Annotated in this window: 9 protein-coding genes; 2 read left to right on the forward strand and 7 right to left on the reverse strand. The window is 66.0% G+C overall.

The annotated features are described in order from the left end of the window. Positions 1–986 (forward strand): LamG-like jellyroll fold domain-containing protein (locus AX744_RS21505; RefSeq protein WP_157543479.1); only part of this gene is annotated, 986 nt, incomplete at its 5' end. A gap of 602 nt (positions 987–1,588) precedes the next feature. On the opposite strand, the gene AX744_RS21500 is transcribed toward AX744_RS21505, so the two are convergent. The 7 genes from AX744_RS21500 to AX744_RS21470 form a co-directional block, all read right to left on the reverse strand. Continuing rightward, positions 1,589–2,053 (reverse strand): hypothetical protein, encoded by a 465-nt coding sequence (locus AX744_RS21500; protein WP_157543478.1) that lies wholly within the window; start codon positions 2,051–2,053, stop codon positions 1,589–1,591. Continuing rightward, positions 2,050–8,337 (reverse strand): RHS repeat-associated core domain-containing protein, encoded by a 6,288-nt coding sequence (locus tag AX744_RS21495; RefSeq protein WP_061015047.1) that lies wholly within the window; start codon positions 8,335–8,337, stop codon positions 2,050–2,052. The genes AX744_RS21500 and AX744_RS21495 overlap by 4 nt, the downstream gene beginning before the upstream one ends. A gap of 16 nt (positions 8,338–8,353) precedes the next feature. Continuing rightward, on the reverse strand, positions 8,354–10,984 hold the full coding sequence (locus AX744_RS21490) for a LamG-like jellyroll fold domain-containing protein (RefSeq protein WP_061015046.1): 2,631 nt from the start codon (positions 10,982–10,984) through the stop codon (positions 8,354–8,356). A gap of 279 nt (positions 10,985–11,263) precedes the next feature. Continuing rightward, positions 11,264–11,839, reverse strand: a complete 576-nt coding sequence (locus AX744_RS21485) for an RNA polymerase sigma factor (protein ID WP_061015045.1) — start codon at positions 11,837–11,839, stop codon at positions 11,264–11,266. Positions 11,840–11,856: 17 nt separating this feature from the next. Next, entirely contained in the window at positions 11,857–12,528 is a 672-nt protein-coding gene (locus AX744_RS21480; protein WP_061015044.1) for a dihydrofolate reductase family protein, read from the reverse strand. Next, the gene (locus AX744_RS21475; protein ID WP_058631733.1) at positions 12,525–13,217 is read right to left on the reverse strand and encodes a winged helix-turn-helix transcriptional regulator; all 693 of its coding nucleotides are present in this window, start codon (positions 13,215–13,217) and stop codon (positions 12,525–12,527) included. The genes AX744_RS21480 and AX744_RS21475 overlap by 4 nt, the downstream gene beginning before the upstream one ends. Position 13,218: 1 nt before the next feature. After that, positions 13,219–13,656, reverse strand: a complete 438-nt coding sequence (locus AX744_RS21470) for a VOC family protein (protein ID WP_171011015.1) — start codon at positions 13,654–13,656, stop codon at positions 13,219–13,221. Between the two features lie 149 nt (positions 13,657–13,805). Here AX744_RS21470 and AX744_RS21465 point away from each other — a divergent pair. After that, the coding region (locus AX744_RS21465; RefSeq protein WP_442922824.1) for a DUF7134 domain-containing protein at positions 13,806–14,129 on the forward strand (324 nt) is incomplete at its 3' end.

Consider the following 14,129-nt stretch of genomic DNA (forward strand, 5'->3'; position numbering starts at 1 on the left):
CTCCCACCCAGCTCGTCGCGCCCGCCCCGCCCGTACCCGCCGACGGGACGGTCTCCATCGCGGCCGCGCTCCCCGACTGCGCCACCGCGATCACCCGGAACGTGCGCTGGGCATGCAAAGCCCCGTCCGGAGCGACCACTTTGACCGTCGCCCCGACGGACGCGCTGTCCACCGTCTGGGTGTCCGCCTACGACAAGGCAGGTAACCAGTCCGCCGCGGTCGGCCGGCCGCTCTACCCTGGCGGCAACACCGGAACCCCCGCTGCTGCGGCGAACCTCGACGCGGGACACGCGTGGCAGGTCACGCAGATGTCCACCCCGCTGCCGAACACGATCCCGGACTCCAACCCGTGGATCGGCGCTGATGGCATCGACCTGCTGATACCCGAGACCAGCTCCACCACCTCGACGGATCTGCCCGACCCGCCCATCGAGACCCCGGTGCTGTCGACCGCCGGGGGAAGCGCCATGGAGGTGAGCACGATGTATCCCGCCGTGAACGCGATGAACAGCTTCACGTTCAGCGTGTGGGTGAAGACCCGGTATCTGCCTGCCACAGGTTCCCAGAAGATCGCGATGCAGGGAGGAGGCTCGAGCGGCTCCGTCCAGCTTCAGGTCACCAGTGCAGGCACCTACGCGTTCTGCCTCGGCGACTACCCCGTCAACTCCGCCAGCACGACACCGACGAGCAACTGCGCCACCGGCGGAGCCGCGACGCCCGGATCGTGGCAGATGCTCACCGGCATCTGGGATGCGACGAACAAGCAGCTCCGACTCCTCGTCGGCAACTCGATCACGCCGGTCGCCGTCAACTCACACATCAACGGAGCCGGCGACCGCTCAGCCAGCGGACCCCTCGTCTTCGGCCCCGCCCCCATGACAGGACGATTCGAAGGTCTCATCGCCAACCCCGTCATGGTCCCCGGCGTCATCAATCACGTCCAGCTCGCCCGGCTCAACGCCTTCGAGCTCCCGTTCACCGACTGAGCGCGAGAGCGCTTCTCGGAGGGAAACGCTCTCGCGCTCTCAGTTCTCTCACCTATGATTCAGCACGCGTCTTCTCACCTAGGAATCAGCACGCGCGGCCCACGGGGTGCCTTGCTTTCCCGTTGACGCCACGACGACCGAATGGCCTGAAGTCAGGCTCACACGAACAGTCAGATTAGGAAGACGCCACAAACGGCACCAAGCACCCGGAGCGGCCGCGCGTTCGCTCGCATGCCGAGCAGGGGCCTGGCACAGCGCTGCCTGAACGATATCGATCGCAGCCACCGCTACCGCAGAAGTGCGCCGACGAGAGTAAAAATGCCGAAGCCGATGAAGAGTATCCCCACGATGAGCATCCTCCGCGGTGTCCTCTCGGGCGACGTTAGATCATCCGCCAGCGGCTCTCCGTACATCCTCTCCATGCCGTGATGGAAGATCTGTGAAACAGGACCGCGAAAGAGCATCAGGGCAAGCCCGATCACGATCAGTATCGGCCCAATCACTGACTCAGCAGACACGTGCAGTCCCGGAAGCGAAGCTCATAGGTGGTGCCATCGGAGAACTGCTACCCCGCACACGCCGTGCGGCAGCGCTCCTCCGCTTCAATCCCGCGATGGACTGAAGTCAACGAAAGTCCCATCACAGAAAGGTTCGCGAAGCTCGGACCAGTCGGCGCCCGAGAACCGTCCTGCCCCGGGCAGGAAGACCGCTTCTCCGTCGACGCTACGGACGTGAAGTACACCGTCGTCGTCCACGTCCCAACGCGCATCGCCAGCATCTCCCTCGCTGGCGTCAGCGACACAAAGCCGGGCGTCAGCAGACGTTTCGATGTGCCCCAATGAGATTCCCGATAGTCGAGCAGTTCCGTCCTCGTAGAGCTCGATGGTTGTGTTGGCCGCATCCGGGACGTCTGGGTCCTTCGATCGCTGCCAACTGATCGGGAACTCGAACTGATCGCCGGGCCCCGGTGTCTTCGTGAGGGCAGGAATGACCAAGACCGCGCATGTCACCACGAGGAAGATGGCCACCCCCGCCCCCAGCACTCCCCACAGCACGGTTTTATTCACTTGCACGCGATCTCTCCACAGTGCTTCAGAATGAAGTTGTAGTACTGAGTACTGGTCAATCCATCCGGATATTGCTTATACATTTCGTAGCCAATGCTCACGGCAGCGTCGTCACTCTTATCGTTCTTATAGCCGACATCGTCGCCGGGAGCGTTGGCCGCTTGGATAGCGACGCCCTCGGGAATACCATAGCTTGCGAGCATCGCGCCGTAGATGACGTTTCCGTAGACGTCGACACGCACCGTCTTTCCGTCGGATCGATCCGGATAGTCAGCGCCGGATAGTCCAAACTTGTCGAGAATTCCAACCTTGGCGTCCCAATCGCCGCCGGTCTTGAACTTGTCGTATACAGTGAACGCCGCGGACGCAGCCTCTGGATTCCACGGCACATCGATCATGAGGCCGATCGCTCCTGATCCGAGACCTTTACGGAGAGCAAGCGCATCGTTGAGAATTCCGCGGAAGGCGGCGTTCTTCTCGCGCGCAACTTTCACCACGTTTTTGTTTGTCGCTGAAGATGTCCACGTCGTGTACTGCTGATATGTGAAAGCAGCGAGCCGGGACGAGTTTGTTAACGGCGACCCCTTCGCCTTCTTTGGCGCCTTGCTCCCGCCGTCAGAGGCCATCGCGAAGGCGAACTTCATTCCGCTCGGGTCCATGTACGTGGTGGGGTTGTTGCCCGAGTACGTGTATCCGGTGTTCTGCTGCGGCAGGTTCGTATCGATCACAGGGTCCACGGACAGGAACTTCCCGAGCACGGGGTCGTAGGTGCGCGCACCGACCGTGGTCAGGCCCGTCGACGCGGTCACGGGCTTGTTCATGTACCCGGTCCCACTACCCCACACTCCGGACGATCCGATCGGGGCACCGTAGGGATCACGGAGCATGCGCGTGGTCGTGCCTGTCGCGTTCGCCACTGTTTGCACGTCCACCGTCCCCTCCAGATTCGAGAACAACCACGTCAGCGTTGTGCCGGCGGTTCCGGTCTTCGCGGACTTCTCCGCGATCGGCTTGCCCTCGACACCACTGTACGTCCGTACGCCCGCGACGACCGTCGATCCCGTCGCCTGCTTCAGCACGGTGTCACCGACGAATAGCGTTGAACCTTCCGTCGTGTTGGTGCGCAGCAGGATGCTGCCGTCGACGTTGTAGACCGTGTCCTGCGTCGTGGACCCGGCCACGACCTTCGAGACCTTGCCCGCGTCGTCGAACGTGATCGTCTGGCCAGGGCGTCCGGTCATGTTGCCTGCCGCATCGTAGGAGTACGATCCCGGCCCCACTCCGGCCGGGCCTGCCACAGCGTTGACCGCGTGCGGACGGTCGCCGCCCGCTGCCGCGTAGGTGTACGTCGCGGTGGTGGTCGATCCCATCGTCGAACGCTTCACGAGTCCCGTGCGGTTTCCGGTGGCGTTGTCATACGTGTACTCATGCCAGTACGGCTCTAGGCCACCCATCCCGCTCGCCGACGGTGTGGCCCCGCACTCCGTCGATGCGTTCGGAGTCCACGCCGACTTCAGCTGGCGCAGCGAGTCATACGCGTAACAGGCCTTCTGCGTCCCCGCCGTCGGCAGCACAGAGCTCATCGTCGCCGACGTGACATTGCCGACCGCGTCGCGGGTATATGCCCGGTCGGCCACATAGTGCCCCAGATCGCCGAACACCGCGTTGTCCTTGATCGACAGCACCGCCCCCGTCGCGGCGTCATAGCCGTAGGTCGAGTACGCGGTGCTCGTGGAGCCGTTGACCCGGTTGAACTGCGACAGTTGCCCGATCGGCGAGTACACGGTGTTCGCGAGGATGATCGACGTGCCGCGCACGCCGCTCAGCTTGCCCCAGGAGTCGTAGCTGTAGCGGATCGTCTCGGCCGGCAGGCCACCCATCGCGGGCATCTGCTTCGCCAGCAACGACGAGTCCGCGTTGTAGTAGAGCGTCGTCTTGTAGCTCGTGCCCGCAAACGCGGGTGCACCTGCCGGGATCGAGAGCGTGGTGTCGAGTGGATTGCCCGCCGCGTCGTACGAGCCGACTGTGGTCTTGTAGGCAAGGCCCGGGGCGCCCGGAGTCGACCCCGTGTAGGCGGTCGACGTCGTGACGAGCCCCTTCTTGACCGTGTCGTAGGTCCACGACGAGAGCATCGCGCCCGAAGATGTGCCGGCATACGAGGCCGTCTTGCGGTTGAGCTCATCGTAGGTCGTCGTCACGGTCTTCCCGCGGGCGTCTGTCGTCGAGGTCATGTTCCCGGCGAGGTCGTAGGTGGCCGTCGTGACTCCCGAATCGGCGTCGTCCTGACCGACCCGGTTGCCGAGCAGGTCGAACGTCCAGGTCCAGTCGTTGCCGGCCGGATCGGTCATCTTCGTCATCCGATCGCCACCGTCGTAGGCGAACGTCGTCGTTTGTCCGGTGCCGGTGATGCCGGCCGCGAGGTACTGGATAAGCTTGGTCTTCTGCCCGAGGGAGTTCGTGAACGTGCTCGTCGAGGTGCCCCCGACCGGCGGAACCGTGTCGACCCGATCTGCACCAGGGTAGGCGTTGATCGTCTGCGAGTGCACGGACCCCGTGGTGTTGAGGGTCGACGTCAGCGCGCGTCCGACGGCATCGTACACGGTGATGACCTGCGAGGGGATGTTGTTCTCCGTCACCGGAGTGAAGAACGCCGTTCCCGGAGCGATGGATGCCGTCCAGTAGTCGTTGTCCACGAAGTACTGTCGCCCCTGGTTGTCGTAGTTCGTGGTCTTCACGACCGTGCCGCCTCCGACGGCGAGGCTCTGGGTCTGCGTCTCTCGCCCGAGACCGTCGAAGAGCTGGTAGCTCGAGACGATGCCGCCACCGGTCAGGGTGTCTGTCTTGATCGCATTCGGGGCGGTCTGCGACAGCGTGTAGGAGAACGACATCGACGGCGCCGCGGGATTCGCGGCCTGGGGTTGCAGCGGCAGCCAGACCTTCGTGGACCGCCCGAGACCGTCGATCGCGATCGTCGTGATCGAGCCGTTCGGGTCGACGATCTTCGTCTTCGCGCCGGTCGTCGGCTCGAGCGTCGTCACCGTCTGCCAGGAGAACGGCGCCGCGTTCGTCTCGGTCGTGGACAGCAGAGGTAGGGCCGTCGCCGGAGTGTAGGCCGTCGACGTCGTACGCCCCAGCGGATCCGTCTTCGTGAGCAGGCGTCCGAGGGTGTCATAGGTCGACGACTCCTTCGTGACCCAATGCGGCTGACCGTTGTCGTACTTGTCCACCACCTGCACGGACGTCGGCAGCCCCTTCGTTGCCGCCGCGCCCCAGGCCAGGCCGTCGTAGCTGGTCTTCACGTCGCTGACCAGGTCGCGCGGGAACTGCGCGCCGGCCACGCCGTCACACGTGGCGTTGATCGTCCGTACCTGACTGGGGAGCCCGATGATCCAGGCGGAGGTGTTCGCCGCGGCGTAAGTCGTCGTGACGCACTTGCCCGTGGCATCCGACGGGACCGTCGACACCGTCAACGGATAGCCGTAGGTTCCGTCGAACGTCGTACGGGTCTCGAGCGTGCGGTTGCCACCGGTCGACAGTGGCTCGGTGACGACTGTCTTCTGCACGCCACCCATCCGCGCCTGCCGCGCGCCGTCGTTGGAGGTGACGTTCGAGGCCCACGGCGTGCTGACCTGCGTCGACACCAGAGCTCCGCCGACACCGTTGAACGTCTGCTGCTGATACGGCTGTCCGGCGAACCAGCGGTCGTCCGGGATGCTGGTGCCGGTGACGTTCACCGTCTTCGTGCCTCCGCCGGCAGCCGCCCTGTCTCCGTTCATGCCCTGGTAGTACGTGTACTTCGACACCTTCTGGGCCGCGGGTACGGCCGGGTCGCCCTCACGCACCTCCACGGTGTTCACCCCCGCGAACACGTTCCACGTGCGCGAGTTCGCCACTGTCAGGGGCGAATCGTTGTACCGCCACTTCGGCGTGCCGTAGAAGTACTGCGTCTGCTGCACTTGGCTCAGCGGGCCCCCCGTCACACCGTTGACGAGGATCGAGGAGACCGGGTACTTGTGGAACAGGTCCTGCCGTCCGCCGAGCGGGATGGTCGACTGCGGCACCCACCACTCCGGGAAGCACCAGTTCGTGTTGTTCGGCAGGTCGCCGAGGATTCCTGCAGCCTGAGCCGGCGTGCACTGCTGGCCCTGGTAATTCACGCTGATCACGCCGCCGAGACTCGTCTTGATCGAGCTCAACCGCCACTTGTCGAGCGGGGCCAGACCATCGACGACCCACACCCGGTTCTGCATCGTGACGCCGGAGAACACCGTCGCCGGCTCCACGATCGCCGCTTGCCCTGCCGCTGTGCCCGTCCGCTGCACCTGCGTGAGCCAGAGCGCGGCCGATGTCCCGTCGCCGGGATCAGGGTACGAGTGCCCGAGCGCCCAGGAGTCGACGGTCGAGTACTCGCCCGAGACCTTCGCCTGCGACTCCACCTTCACGAGGCTCGCGTTCGTGAAGAACGAGGGTGCGATCTGCGAAGCACTGCACGAGGTTCCGGTGCACAGCTGGTCGAACGGCACGTCGGGATACTTGGCCGGATTCGCCGGCATCACCGCGCTGTCGAGGGCCGCAGCCGTGCACGATGACCCGGTGGCGTCGTTGCATCGGCCCTTCCCGTCGTAGCTGAAGAGAACGCGGTACCCCGCGGCCTTCGATGCGAAGAGGTCCGTGGCCCGCAGCCCGTACTCGATGCGCGTGAGGGCACCGCCACGCTGGTACGCGGTCGCTCCCGAACCGCCCTTGGCGTACTTGTTCGTCTCCGCCGTGTAGTACATCGTCTGCGCATTGCCGTGCACGTCGACGACGTAGTCCAGGTTCCACCGCCACGCCTGCGAGCAGGAAGACGCCGCGAACGTCGAGGCATGACACGGCTCCCCCGCATCGTTGCCGAACACCGGCACCGTCCAGGTCGAGTTCGTCGTCGCCTTGCCCGCGGACCACCCGGGGAGCTGATTGAGACCGAAGTAGTACTGGGTGCCGTCGGTCGTTGTCATCCGCCAGCACTCGTTGTTCACCGTTCCGTTCGCCGCACAGCCCTGCGCGGCACCGACAAGGCGCGCGAAGCGGGTGCCGTCATCGTTCTGCAGCTTCCAGACACCGCTGGCCGTGTCTTTGATGAGCGCGCCCGACCGCCCGGCCATCGATACCGTGGCGTTGTCGGTTCTCCAGCACAGGTCGCCGGATGTCGTGACCGCACCACTGGCACCGTCATCCTTCGCGCACGGGATATAGCTGCGCTCGATGAACCCGGCGGCGGTGAGGTCCCATCCCTCACCCACCACCGACGGCTGGTTGTTCGTCGATGCTGTGAGCCCATCCACCGACTGCGAGTTGTATGACAGGCCCACCGACGGCGTCGGCCCCGCACCGGGAGCGGGGACGGCCATGTCGTAGTTCCACGTGAACGCGCCGGTCTGCTCTGCGACGTCCCACGTCGACGACGACTTCAACGGTGTGGCCGCATACGAGCCCGTGCCGTTCGCGCTGCTCGCGCCCGACACCGCCGCGAGCATCATCGGCTCTTTCGAGACCTTCGGTGTGAGCACCAGCCCCTCGTCCGTCGCCGCGGTCGCCACGGGGACGGCCTTCTCCGACACGTCCTCCGGCTTCGTCGACGCGGGCACCTGCACCCACTCCAGGCGACTCGCGAAGTCGCCGCCATAGGCACCGGCGAGCAGCTGCTGAGGCATCCGCACCGCGACCGGCTCCCCTTCTTCCTCCGCGTCCTGCTGCGCCAGAGAGACGACGATGCCGTCGAGCCCCTTCTTGGCCGCCGCCTTCTCGTCGAGGATCTCCACGACCACGGACGGGCTCTGCGACGCCGCGTCGTCTTCCTCCCCCTCCGCGTTCTCGGCATCGTTCTCGGCTGCGTTCTCCTTCTCCGCCGCCCCGACGCCGGACGCGGGTGCGAGGGCGAGGCCGGTATCGCCGAGCGGCTTCCACTCCCCGGCCACCGTCGCCGGCGCAGCCCCCTCCGCGCCTTCCGCCGCGTCGGTCGTGACGCCCTCCAGATCCGACTGCTCGAGAACGATGTCGGTGCTCTCCAGCGACGGGATCTCCATGGCATCCGGAGTGGCCGAGTTCACCGACGAGAGCGGGTCGGCGCCCGCATCCGCCTCGCTGACCGTCGAACCCGGTACCGGATCGCCGAAGACCGGGGTCTCGACGGTCGGTGTCGGCGACTCGGCGAAGGCTGCTCCCGGAGCCGCGACCAGCACTCCACACGCGAGCACCGAGGTGGTGAGAACAGCAAGAATCGTGCGGGTGCTCCGACGCGCCATGGTCAGTCTCCGGTACTCAGTCGGTGAAGGGGAGTTCGAAGGCGGCCATTCGGGCCAGCTGCGCATGGTCGACGACACCGGGGACCATGACGGGGTTCGTGATGAGCCCGATGAACCGGAGGCTGTCGGGGCCCGGGGCGAACATCAAGCTTCCGTTCGCCGAGCGATCACCGCTGCCGTTGACGTGGCCGTTGACGGCGACCGGCGTGATGGAGTTGCCGATGTGGAGGCGGAGCTGCTGGTTCGCGGCATCCCAGATCCCGGTGACCATCTGCCAAGTGCTGGGCAGGACCGTTCCCCCGGTGACGCAGTTGTTGTCGCGGGCGGTGTTGCTCATGTTCACGTACTGCTCGCCGAGGCAGAAGGCGTACTTGCCGGTGCTGGTGATCTGCAACTGCATCGTCCCGATGCCCTGGCCCCGCTGGATGGCGATGATCTGGGACGTCGGCGCCACGTGTGCCGGCTTGACCCAGAGGCTGAAGGAGAAGCTCTTGGACGCGTCGACGGGAGCCGCCAGGGCGGTGATCTCGTATCCTGCGGTCGCCACGTTCGTGGAGAGCACGGGCGAGGCGACCGGGAAGTCGGGGAGGTCCGTCGTGGTCGTCGACGCAGTCGCGGGGATCATGAGGTCGATGGCGTTCGCACCGATCCATGGGTTGGAGTCTGGAATCGCCTCCGGAAGCGGCGATGACATCGTCGTGAGCTGCCAGGCGTGTCCCGCGTCGAGGTTCGCGGCGGTGGCCGGGGTCCCGGTGTTCCCGCCGGGATAGAGCGGATGCCCTGTGGGAGCAGACTGATTGCCCGCCTTGTCGTAGGCGGAGACCCACACCGTCGACAGCGAGTCGACAGGCGCGACGGTGACGGTCGTCGCACCGCTGCCGGTCTTGCAGGCCCACCGGACGCTGTTGGTCACTGTGGTCGCGCAGTTCGGAAGGGCCGCAGCCACGGAGACCGTGCCGTCAGCCGGCACCGGAGGCGCAGGGGCGACCAGCTGCGTGGGGGTCACCCAGTAGACGTATCCCGCGACATCCGCTGCCCCGGTCACCGACAACGGGACTCCAGTCCCGACGGCATAGGAAGCACCCGTCGGGGCCTCCACCACCGGCACAGCCGGCTTCGTCGTATCCACCGTGAAGTAGCACCACTCGCTGTAGCCGGTGCCATGATGCGTCGTGTCCTGACCTCTCCCGCGCCACGCGTACGTCTCGCCATCGACCAGGCCGGTGAACGTCACTGTCTTCGTCCCTCCGGCGGCGAGGCCGGACCCCAGTGTCTGCACGAGGACACCGAGATTGCCGGCCTTGGCCAGGTAGAAGTTGGTACCGACGCTTCCTCCGTCGGGATCCGTCTGATTCACCGCGACCGCGACGTCCGTCTGACCGACCGCGGCCGGAGCCGCAGCGGTGCCACACGCACGCGAAGGGGAGGTGAACGACGGGGCGGTGGGCGTGTTCGGCAGGGTGTTGTAAGAGACGATGAGCGTTGCCGCGCGGCTGTAGTGACGACGCGACGGCAGGTTCGCATTCGTGTAAGTGAAGGCGAACTGAATGGCAGACGCCCCCACTTTGGCCTGCACGCCCGATGTCACGTTCCAGCCCACCGCCATCGGCGCCGAGCCCAGGCCGGGGCCGTACCACGGAGCCTGCAGCGGGGCGCTCCACCCACCCGTTCCTGCCGCGTTCCACGCCTGTTCCTGCGCCCAGGTGAACCCGGTCGGCTTGATCCCATAGGTGTGGACCTGGATCGCACCCGCCCCGCTGGACGCGACCGCGAGCTGAGTGGTGTTCAGGCGGGCGCTCGTCACGACCTTCCCCGCCAGAGCGCCGATGGGGAACTGGAAGAACATGTCCGAGCGATACTGCTGGTAGATGCCGACGCGCAGCACATCGGAAGCCCCCGCCGACAGGTACGACTGGTTCGGATAGTCCGCGTCCGTGTACCAGGAGGCTGTGATCCCCGACGACCAGTCAGGGTCGACGAAGATCGGATACACGACATCCCCGTCGCGCTTCTCGTGCTTCGTCACCGAATCGCCCACGTCGAGCAGCACTCGGTCCGCCCCCACGTCGTGCGTCACGGGCAACGGCGGTGCTTCGCCGCCCGGCTCGCGATAGGTGCCCCCCTCGGAGGAGTCCCACCACAGCGGCTGACCGGCGACGATGCTCGACTCATCCCCTGTCTCCGCGGTGACGGTGCCCGTCGAGTCCGCGCTCAGCTCTGCGTTCTCGACGACGACGTGAAGACCGTCGAGCTTCGCGGACTGCGCTGCCTCCTCGGTCTTGACGACGTAGATCGACGCCTGCCCGGTCTTCGTCGCGACCATCTTCAGGTCGACACCGGGCAGCACCTCAGAATAGGTCGCGGTGTCCCCTTCGACCGCCGGGGTCGGCAGGATCCCGTAGGGCCAGATCTCGGTGATCCACTCGCCCGATTCAGCCTGCACCTGAGCGAGCCGGTCGGTGCCACCTGACGAGAAGCGCACGGGAGCCGCGGAGGCGATCGGCTCGAACCACTCGCCGGTCGATGCGAGTGTCGTGTCGACGGGTACCCAGTCACCGCCCCGCTCGACCCGCACCGGCACGCTCGATGCCTCGTACCGCATCGTCCCATCCGGCATCGCCAGCGTCTGCTCTGTGGGGGTGATCATCCCCACGACCGGTACCGGTTCCCCGGTAGCGCGAGCCGCAGATGCCGCAGACGAGACCGCACGCTCCCGGATATCGCGGAACGACTGCACCGACAGCTCTCTTGCTGCACCTGCCGTCGGCGCGGCCGATGCCGACAACGCTCCTCCGCTCAGGACGATGGCGAGGACGCAGACAGACCCGAGGCCGGAACGCGCGAGCCTGCGCAAACCCGAAGGAAGGAGATTCACAGACGAAAGCTATGGTTCAGCTGGGAGCGTGCGCAATATCCATCTCCTCGATCAATCCCTTTGTAAGGTATTCGCCGCTCGGGCAATGGAGGCGTCGGGGAGGCGGTCGAGTCCGAGCTCCCGTTCCAGCTTCACCCGCGCCCTGCTCAATGTCGTGAAGACCACCGACTGCGAGCAACGCAGCAGCTCGGCGATCTCCCCCGCGGCCAATCGGTCCCAGTAGAAGAGGACGACCATCCTCTTTTCCCGTGGGGTCAAGGCGGTCTCGATCGCATGACGCACCGCGATGGCATCGAGGACGTCGGACTGGCGTCGGCCCCCGACGCCGTGACGCAGGGCATCCATCGCCCTGACCTCGGATCGTCTCCTGCGCTCACGATCTTTGAGCTTGTTGTCCGCGGCGCGCAGCAGCCAGATCAAGCCGAGTGGCTTGCGCTCATCCAGCTTCGACCACGCGAGCGTGAACACGTCGGAGACGAGATCCGATACCTCATCCGGGTCGTCGATCACGCACTCGATGTGGTGTCGAACACGAGCCCAATTCTGTTCGAAGACCCGTTGGAAGGCTGCGACGCGCTCCGCCTGCCGCGACTGCTTTCCAACCCCCACGTTCGGATCGTATTGCACCAGGGGCGCGCTTCATGTCAATCGAACGTGCCGACCTCCGGCACCCGATCGGTCCGTGCGTAGCGCAGCAGTGTCACCCCGGCGTCGTCGGTGATCGGCGGCTCGAGCAGACGCAGCACGCTCGGCAACGCGTTGTCGTCGAACACCTTCTTGCCCGCTCCGAGCAGCAGTGGGTAGACCCAGAGGTTCAGCTCGTCGAAGAGACCCTCAGTGAGCAGCGTGTGCACGAGATCGATGCTGCCGATCACATGCACCTCGCGATGGGCCGCCCGTATCGCCGCGATCTCCGCGGCGAGGTCGACACCGACGCGCGTGCTGCCCTCCCAGTCGAGCGCGAGATCCGCATCCCGGGTCGCGACGTACTTCGGCACGCGGTTGAAGAGCGTGCCGATGTCGCCGGATTCGCCCTCGGTGTGATGCGGCCAGTACGAGGCGAAGATGTCGTACGTGTGCCGCCCGAGCAGCAGCGCATCGAGACCGCGCATGCCCTTCTCGATCTCGGGTCCGACGCCGGAGGAGGGGTATCCGGCCTGCCACCCGCTGAACCGGAATCCGCCCGACGTGTCCTCATCGGTGCCGCCGGGACCCTGGGCGACTCCGTCGAGAGAGGTGAAGAGGTCGATCAGGATGCGACCGGGTGTCTGTTGTTCATCGGGCGCCTGTTGTTCATCGGCATATTGGTTGTTCATGTCGTGCTCCCCACTGTCAGTCGTGCGATGTGGAAGGTGTCGGCGAACGAGTCCAACAGCGATGCATCGCCACGGACGACCGCGACGAGGTCCTGTGCCAGCGCTTCCGCCGGGGTGACCTCGCCGCCGATGAGGCGGCGGATGCCGGGACCGGCGACGATCACCGCATCCGGTTCTCCTTCGGGGATGCGCCCGCCGACGGGAGGCGCCGGAGGAGCGAGCTGCGCGACGCGGAGCTCGCCGTCGCGCACCGATGCACGGAGGGCGACATCGCCGACGTGCAGTTCGTACTCCGCGTCCAGCGCGCTCTCGGTGACGAACGCCGTGCGCAGCGCCATCGTGAGGGAATCGGCCGTGACGACGTCGCCCTCGTCTGGGTCTCCCATCGCCTGGAAGCCCCAGCGTCCGAGGGCGAGCATGATCGGCTCGAAGGAGCGCCCGTAGGGGGTGAGCTCGTACACGAGTCCGCAGTTCAACAGCGGCACACGTCGCACGACCCCACCCTCCTGCAGCTCTTTCAGTCGCGTGGACAGGATGTTGGTGGGGATGCGCGGCAGGCCCTGCTTGAGGTCGGTGTACCGACGCGGTCCGACGAGCAGATCACGGACGATGAGCAGCGCCCACCGCTCCCCGATCAGCTCGACGGCCGTCGTCACACCGCAGTACTGGCCGTAGCTGCGCGCCGCCATGTCAGGCCGACGTGGCGGTGTCGGCCACGTGATCCGGGCCGTTCTCGATGGCTTCGGGCGTCATGTAGAGGAAGCCGAGCGAGTTGCCGTCGGGGTCGTCGAGGTCACGCGAGTACATGAAGCCGTAGTCCTGTACGGGCTTCGGCTCGGCGCCACCGGCCGCCAGACCCTTCGCGAGGATCGCATCGACCTCCTCGCGGGAGTCCTGGCTGAACGCCACCGAGACCTGGACGACTTCGTTCGGGTCGGCGATGGGCTTGTCGGTGAAGGTCGAGAAGAACTCGCGCTTGAGGATCATGAAGTAGATGTCCTCGCTCCACACGACGCACGCCGCATTCTCGTCGGTGAACTGGGGGCTGATCTCGCAGCCGAGCGCGGTGTAGAAGGCCTTCGCGCGCTCGAGGTCGGTGGTGGGCAGGTTGACGAACACCTTGGTCATGATGGCTCCTCCGGAGGTGTGAGCTCATCGGTCGGTGAGCTCGTTGAGGACAAGCTTGTTAAAAGCAATCATGCTTGTCAATAGCAAGTTCGGACCGATCCCCCACACGGGGGATGCGGCGCCGCCACGGCCCGCCCTACGGTGGAGGGATGTCCGCCGCCCCGTTCATCCGCACGCCGACCGAGCGCGAACGGCGCAGCGATCTCGTGCTCGCCACCGTGCTGTTCGTCGGTGCCGTGCTGAGCGCAGCGCTCTCCTCGATCGCGGAGATGTACGGCGACGAACAGGCGCCGCTGTGGACCGCCCTCGTGTACGCGGTGGTCGTCACCGCTCCCCTGGCCGTGCGCCGGCGCTGGCCAGGCACCGTCGCCGTCATCGTGGTGGCCGCCTACTTCACCGCGGTGACGATCCGCATCCCCGAGATCTACGTCGGCAACATCGCCATGTTCATCGCGATCTACACGGTCGGCGCC

It is taken from the genome of Microbacterium sp. CCH5-D1 (assembly GCF_001557335.1).
In the GTDB taxonomy this organism is placed as follows: Bacteria; Actinomycetota; Actinomycetes; order Actinomycetales; family Microbacteriaceae; genus Microbacterium; species Microbacterium oxydans.

Excerpts from the sequence above, each read along its gene's own strand:
- AX744_RS21495 (WP_061015047.1), bottom strand. The coding sequence starts at position 8,337 with ATGGCGCGTCGGAGCACCCGCACGATTCTTGCTGTTCTCACCACCTCG.
- AX744_RS21475 (WP_058631733.1), bottom strand. The coding sequence starts at position 13,217 with ATGGCGGCGCGCAGCTACGGCCAGTACTGCGGTGTGACGACGGCCGTC.
- AX744_RS21480 (WP_061015044.1), bottom strand. The coding sequence starts at position 12,528 with ATGAACAACCAATATGCCGATGAACAACAGGCGCCCGATGAACAACAG.
- AX744_RS21470 (WP_171011015.1), bottom strand. The coding sequence starts at position 13,656 with ATGACCAAGGTGTTCGTCAACCTGCCCACCACCGACCTCGAGCGCGCG.
- AX744_RS21490 (WP_061015046.1), bottom strand. The coding sequence starts at position 10,984 with ATGATCACCCCCACAGAGCAGACGCTGGCGATGCCGGATGGGACGATG.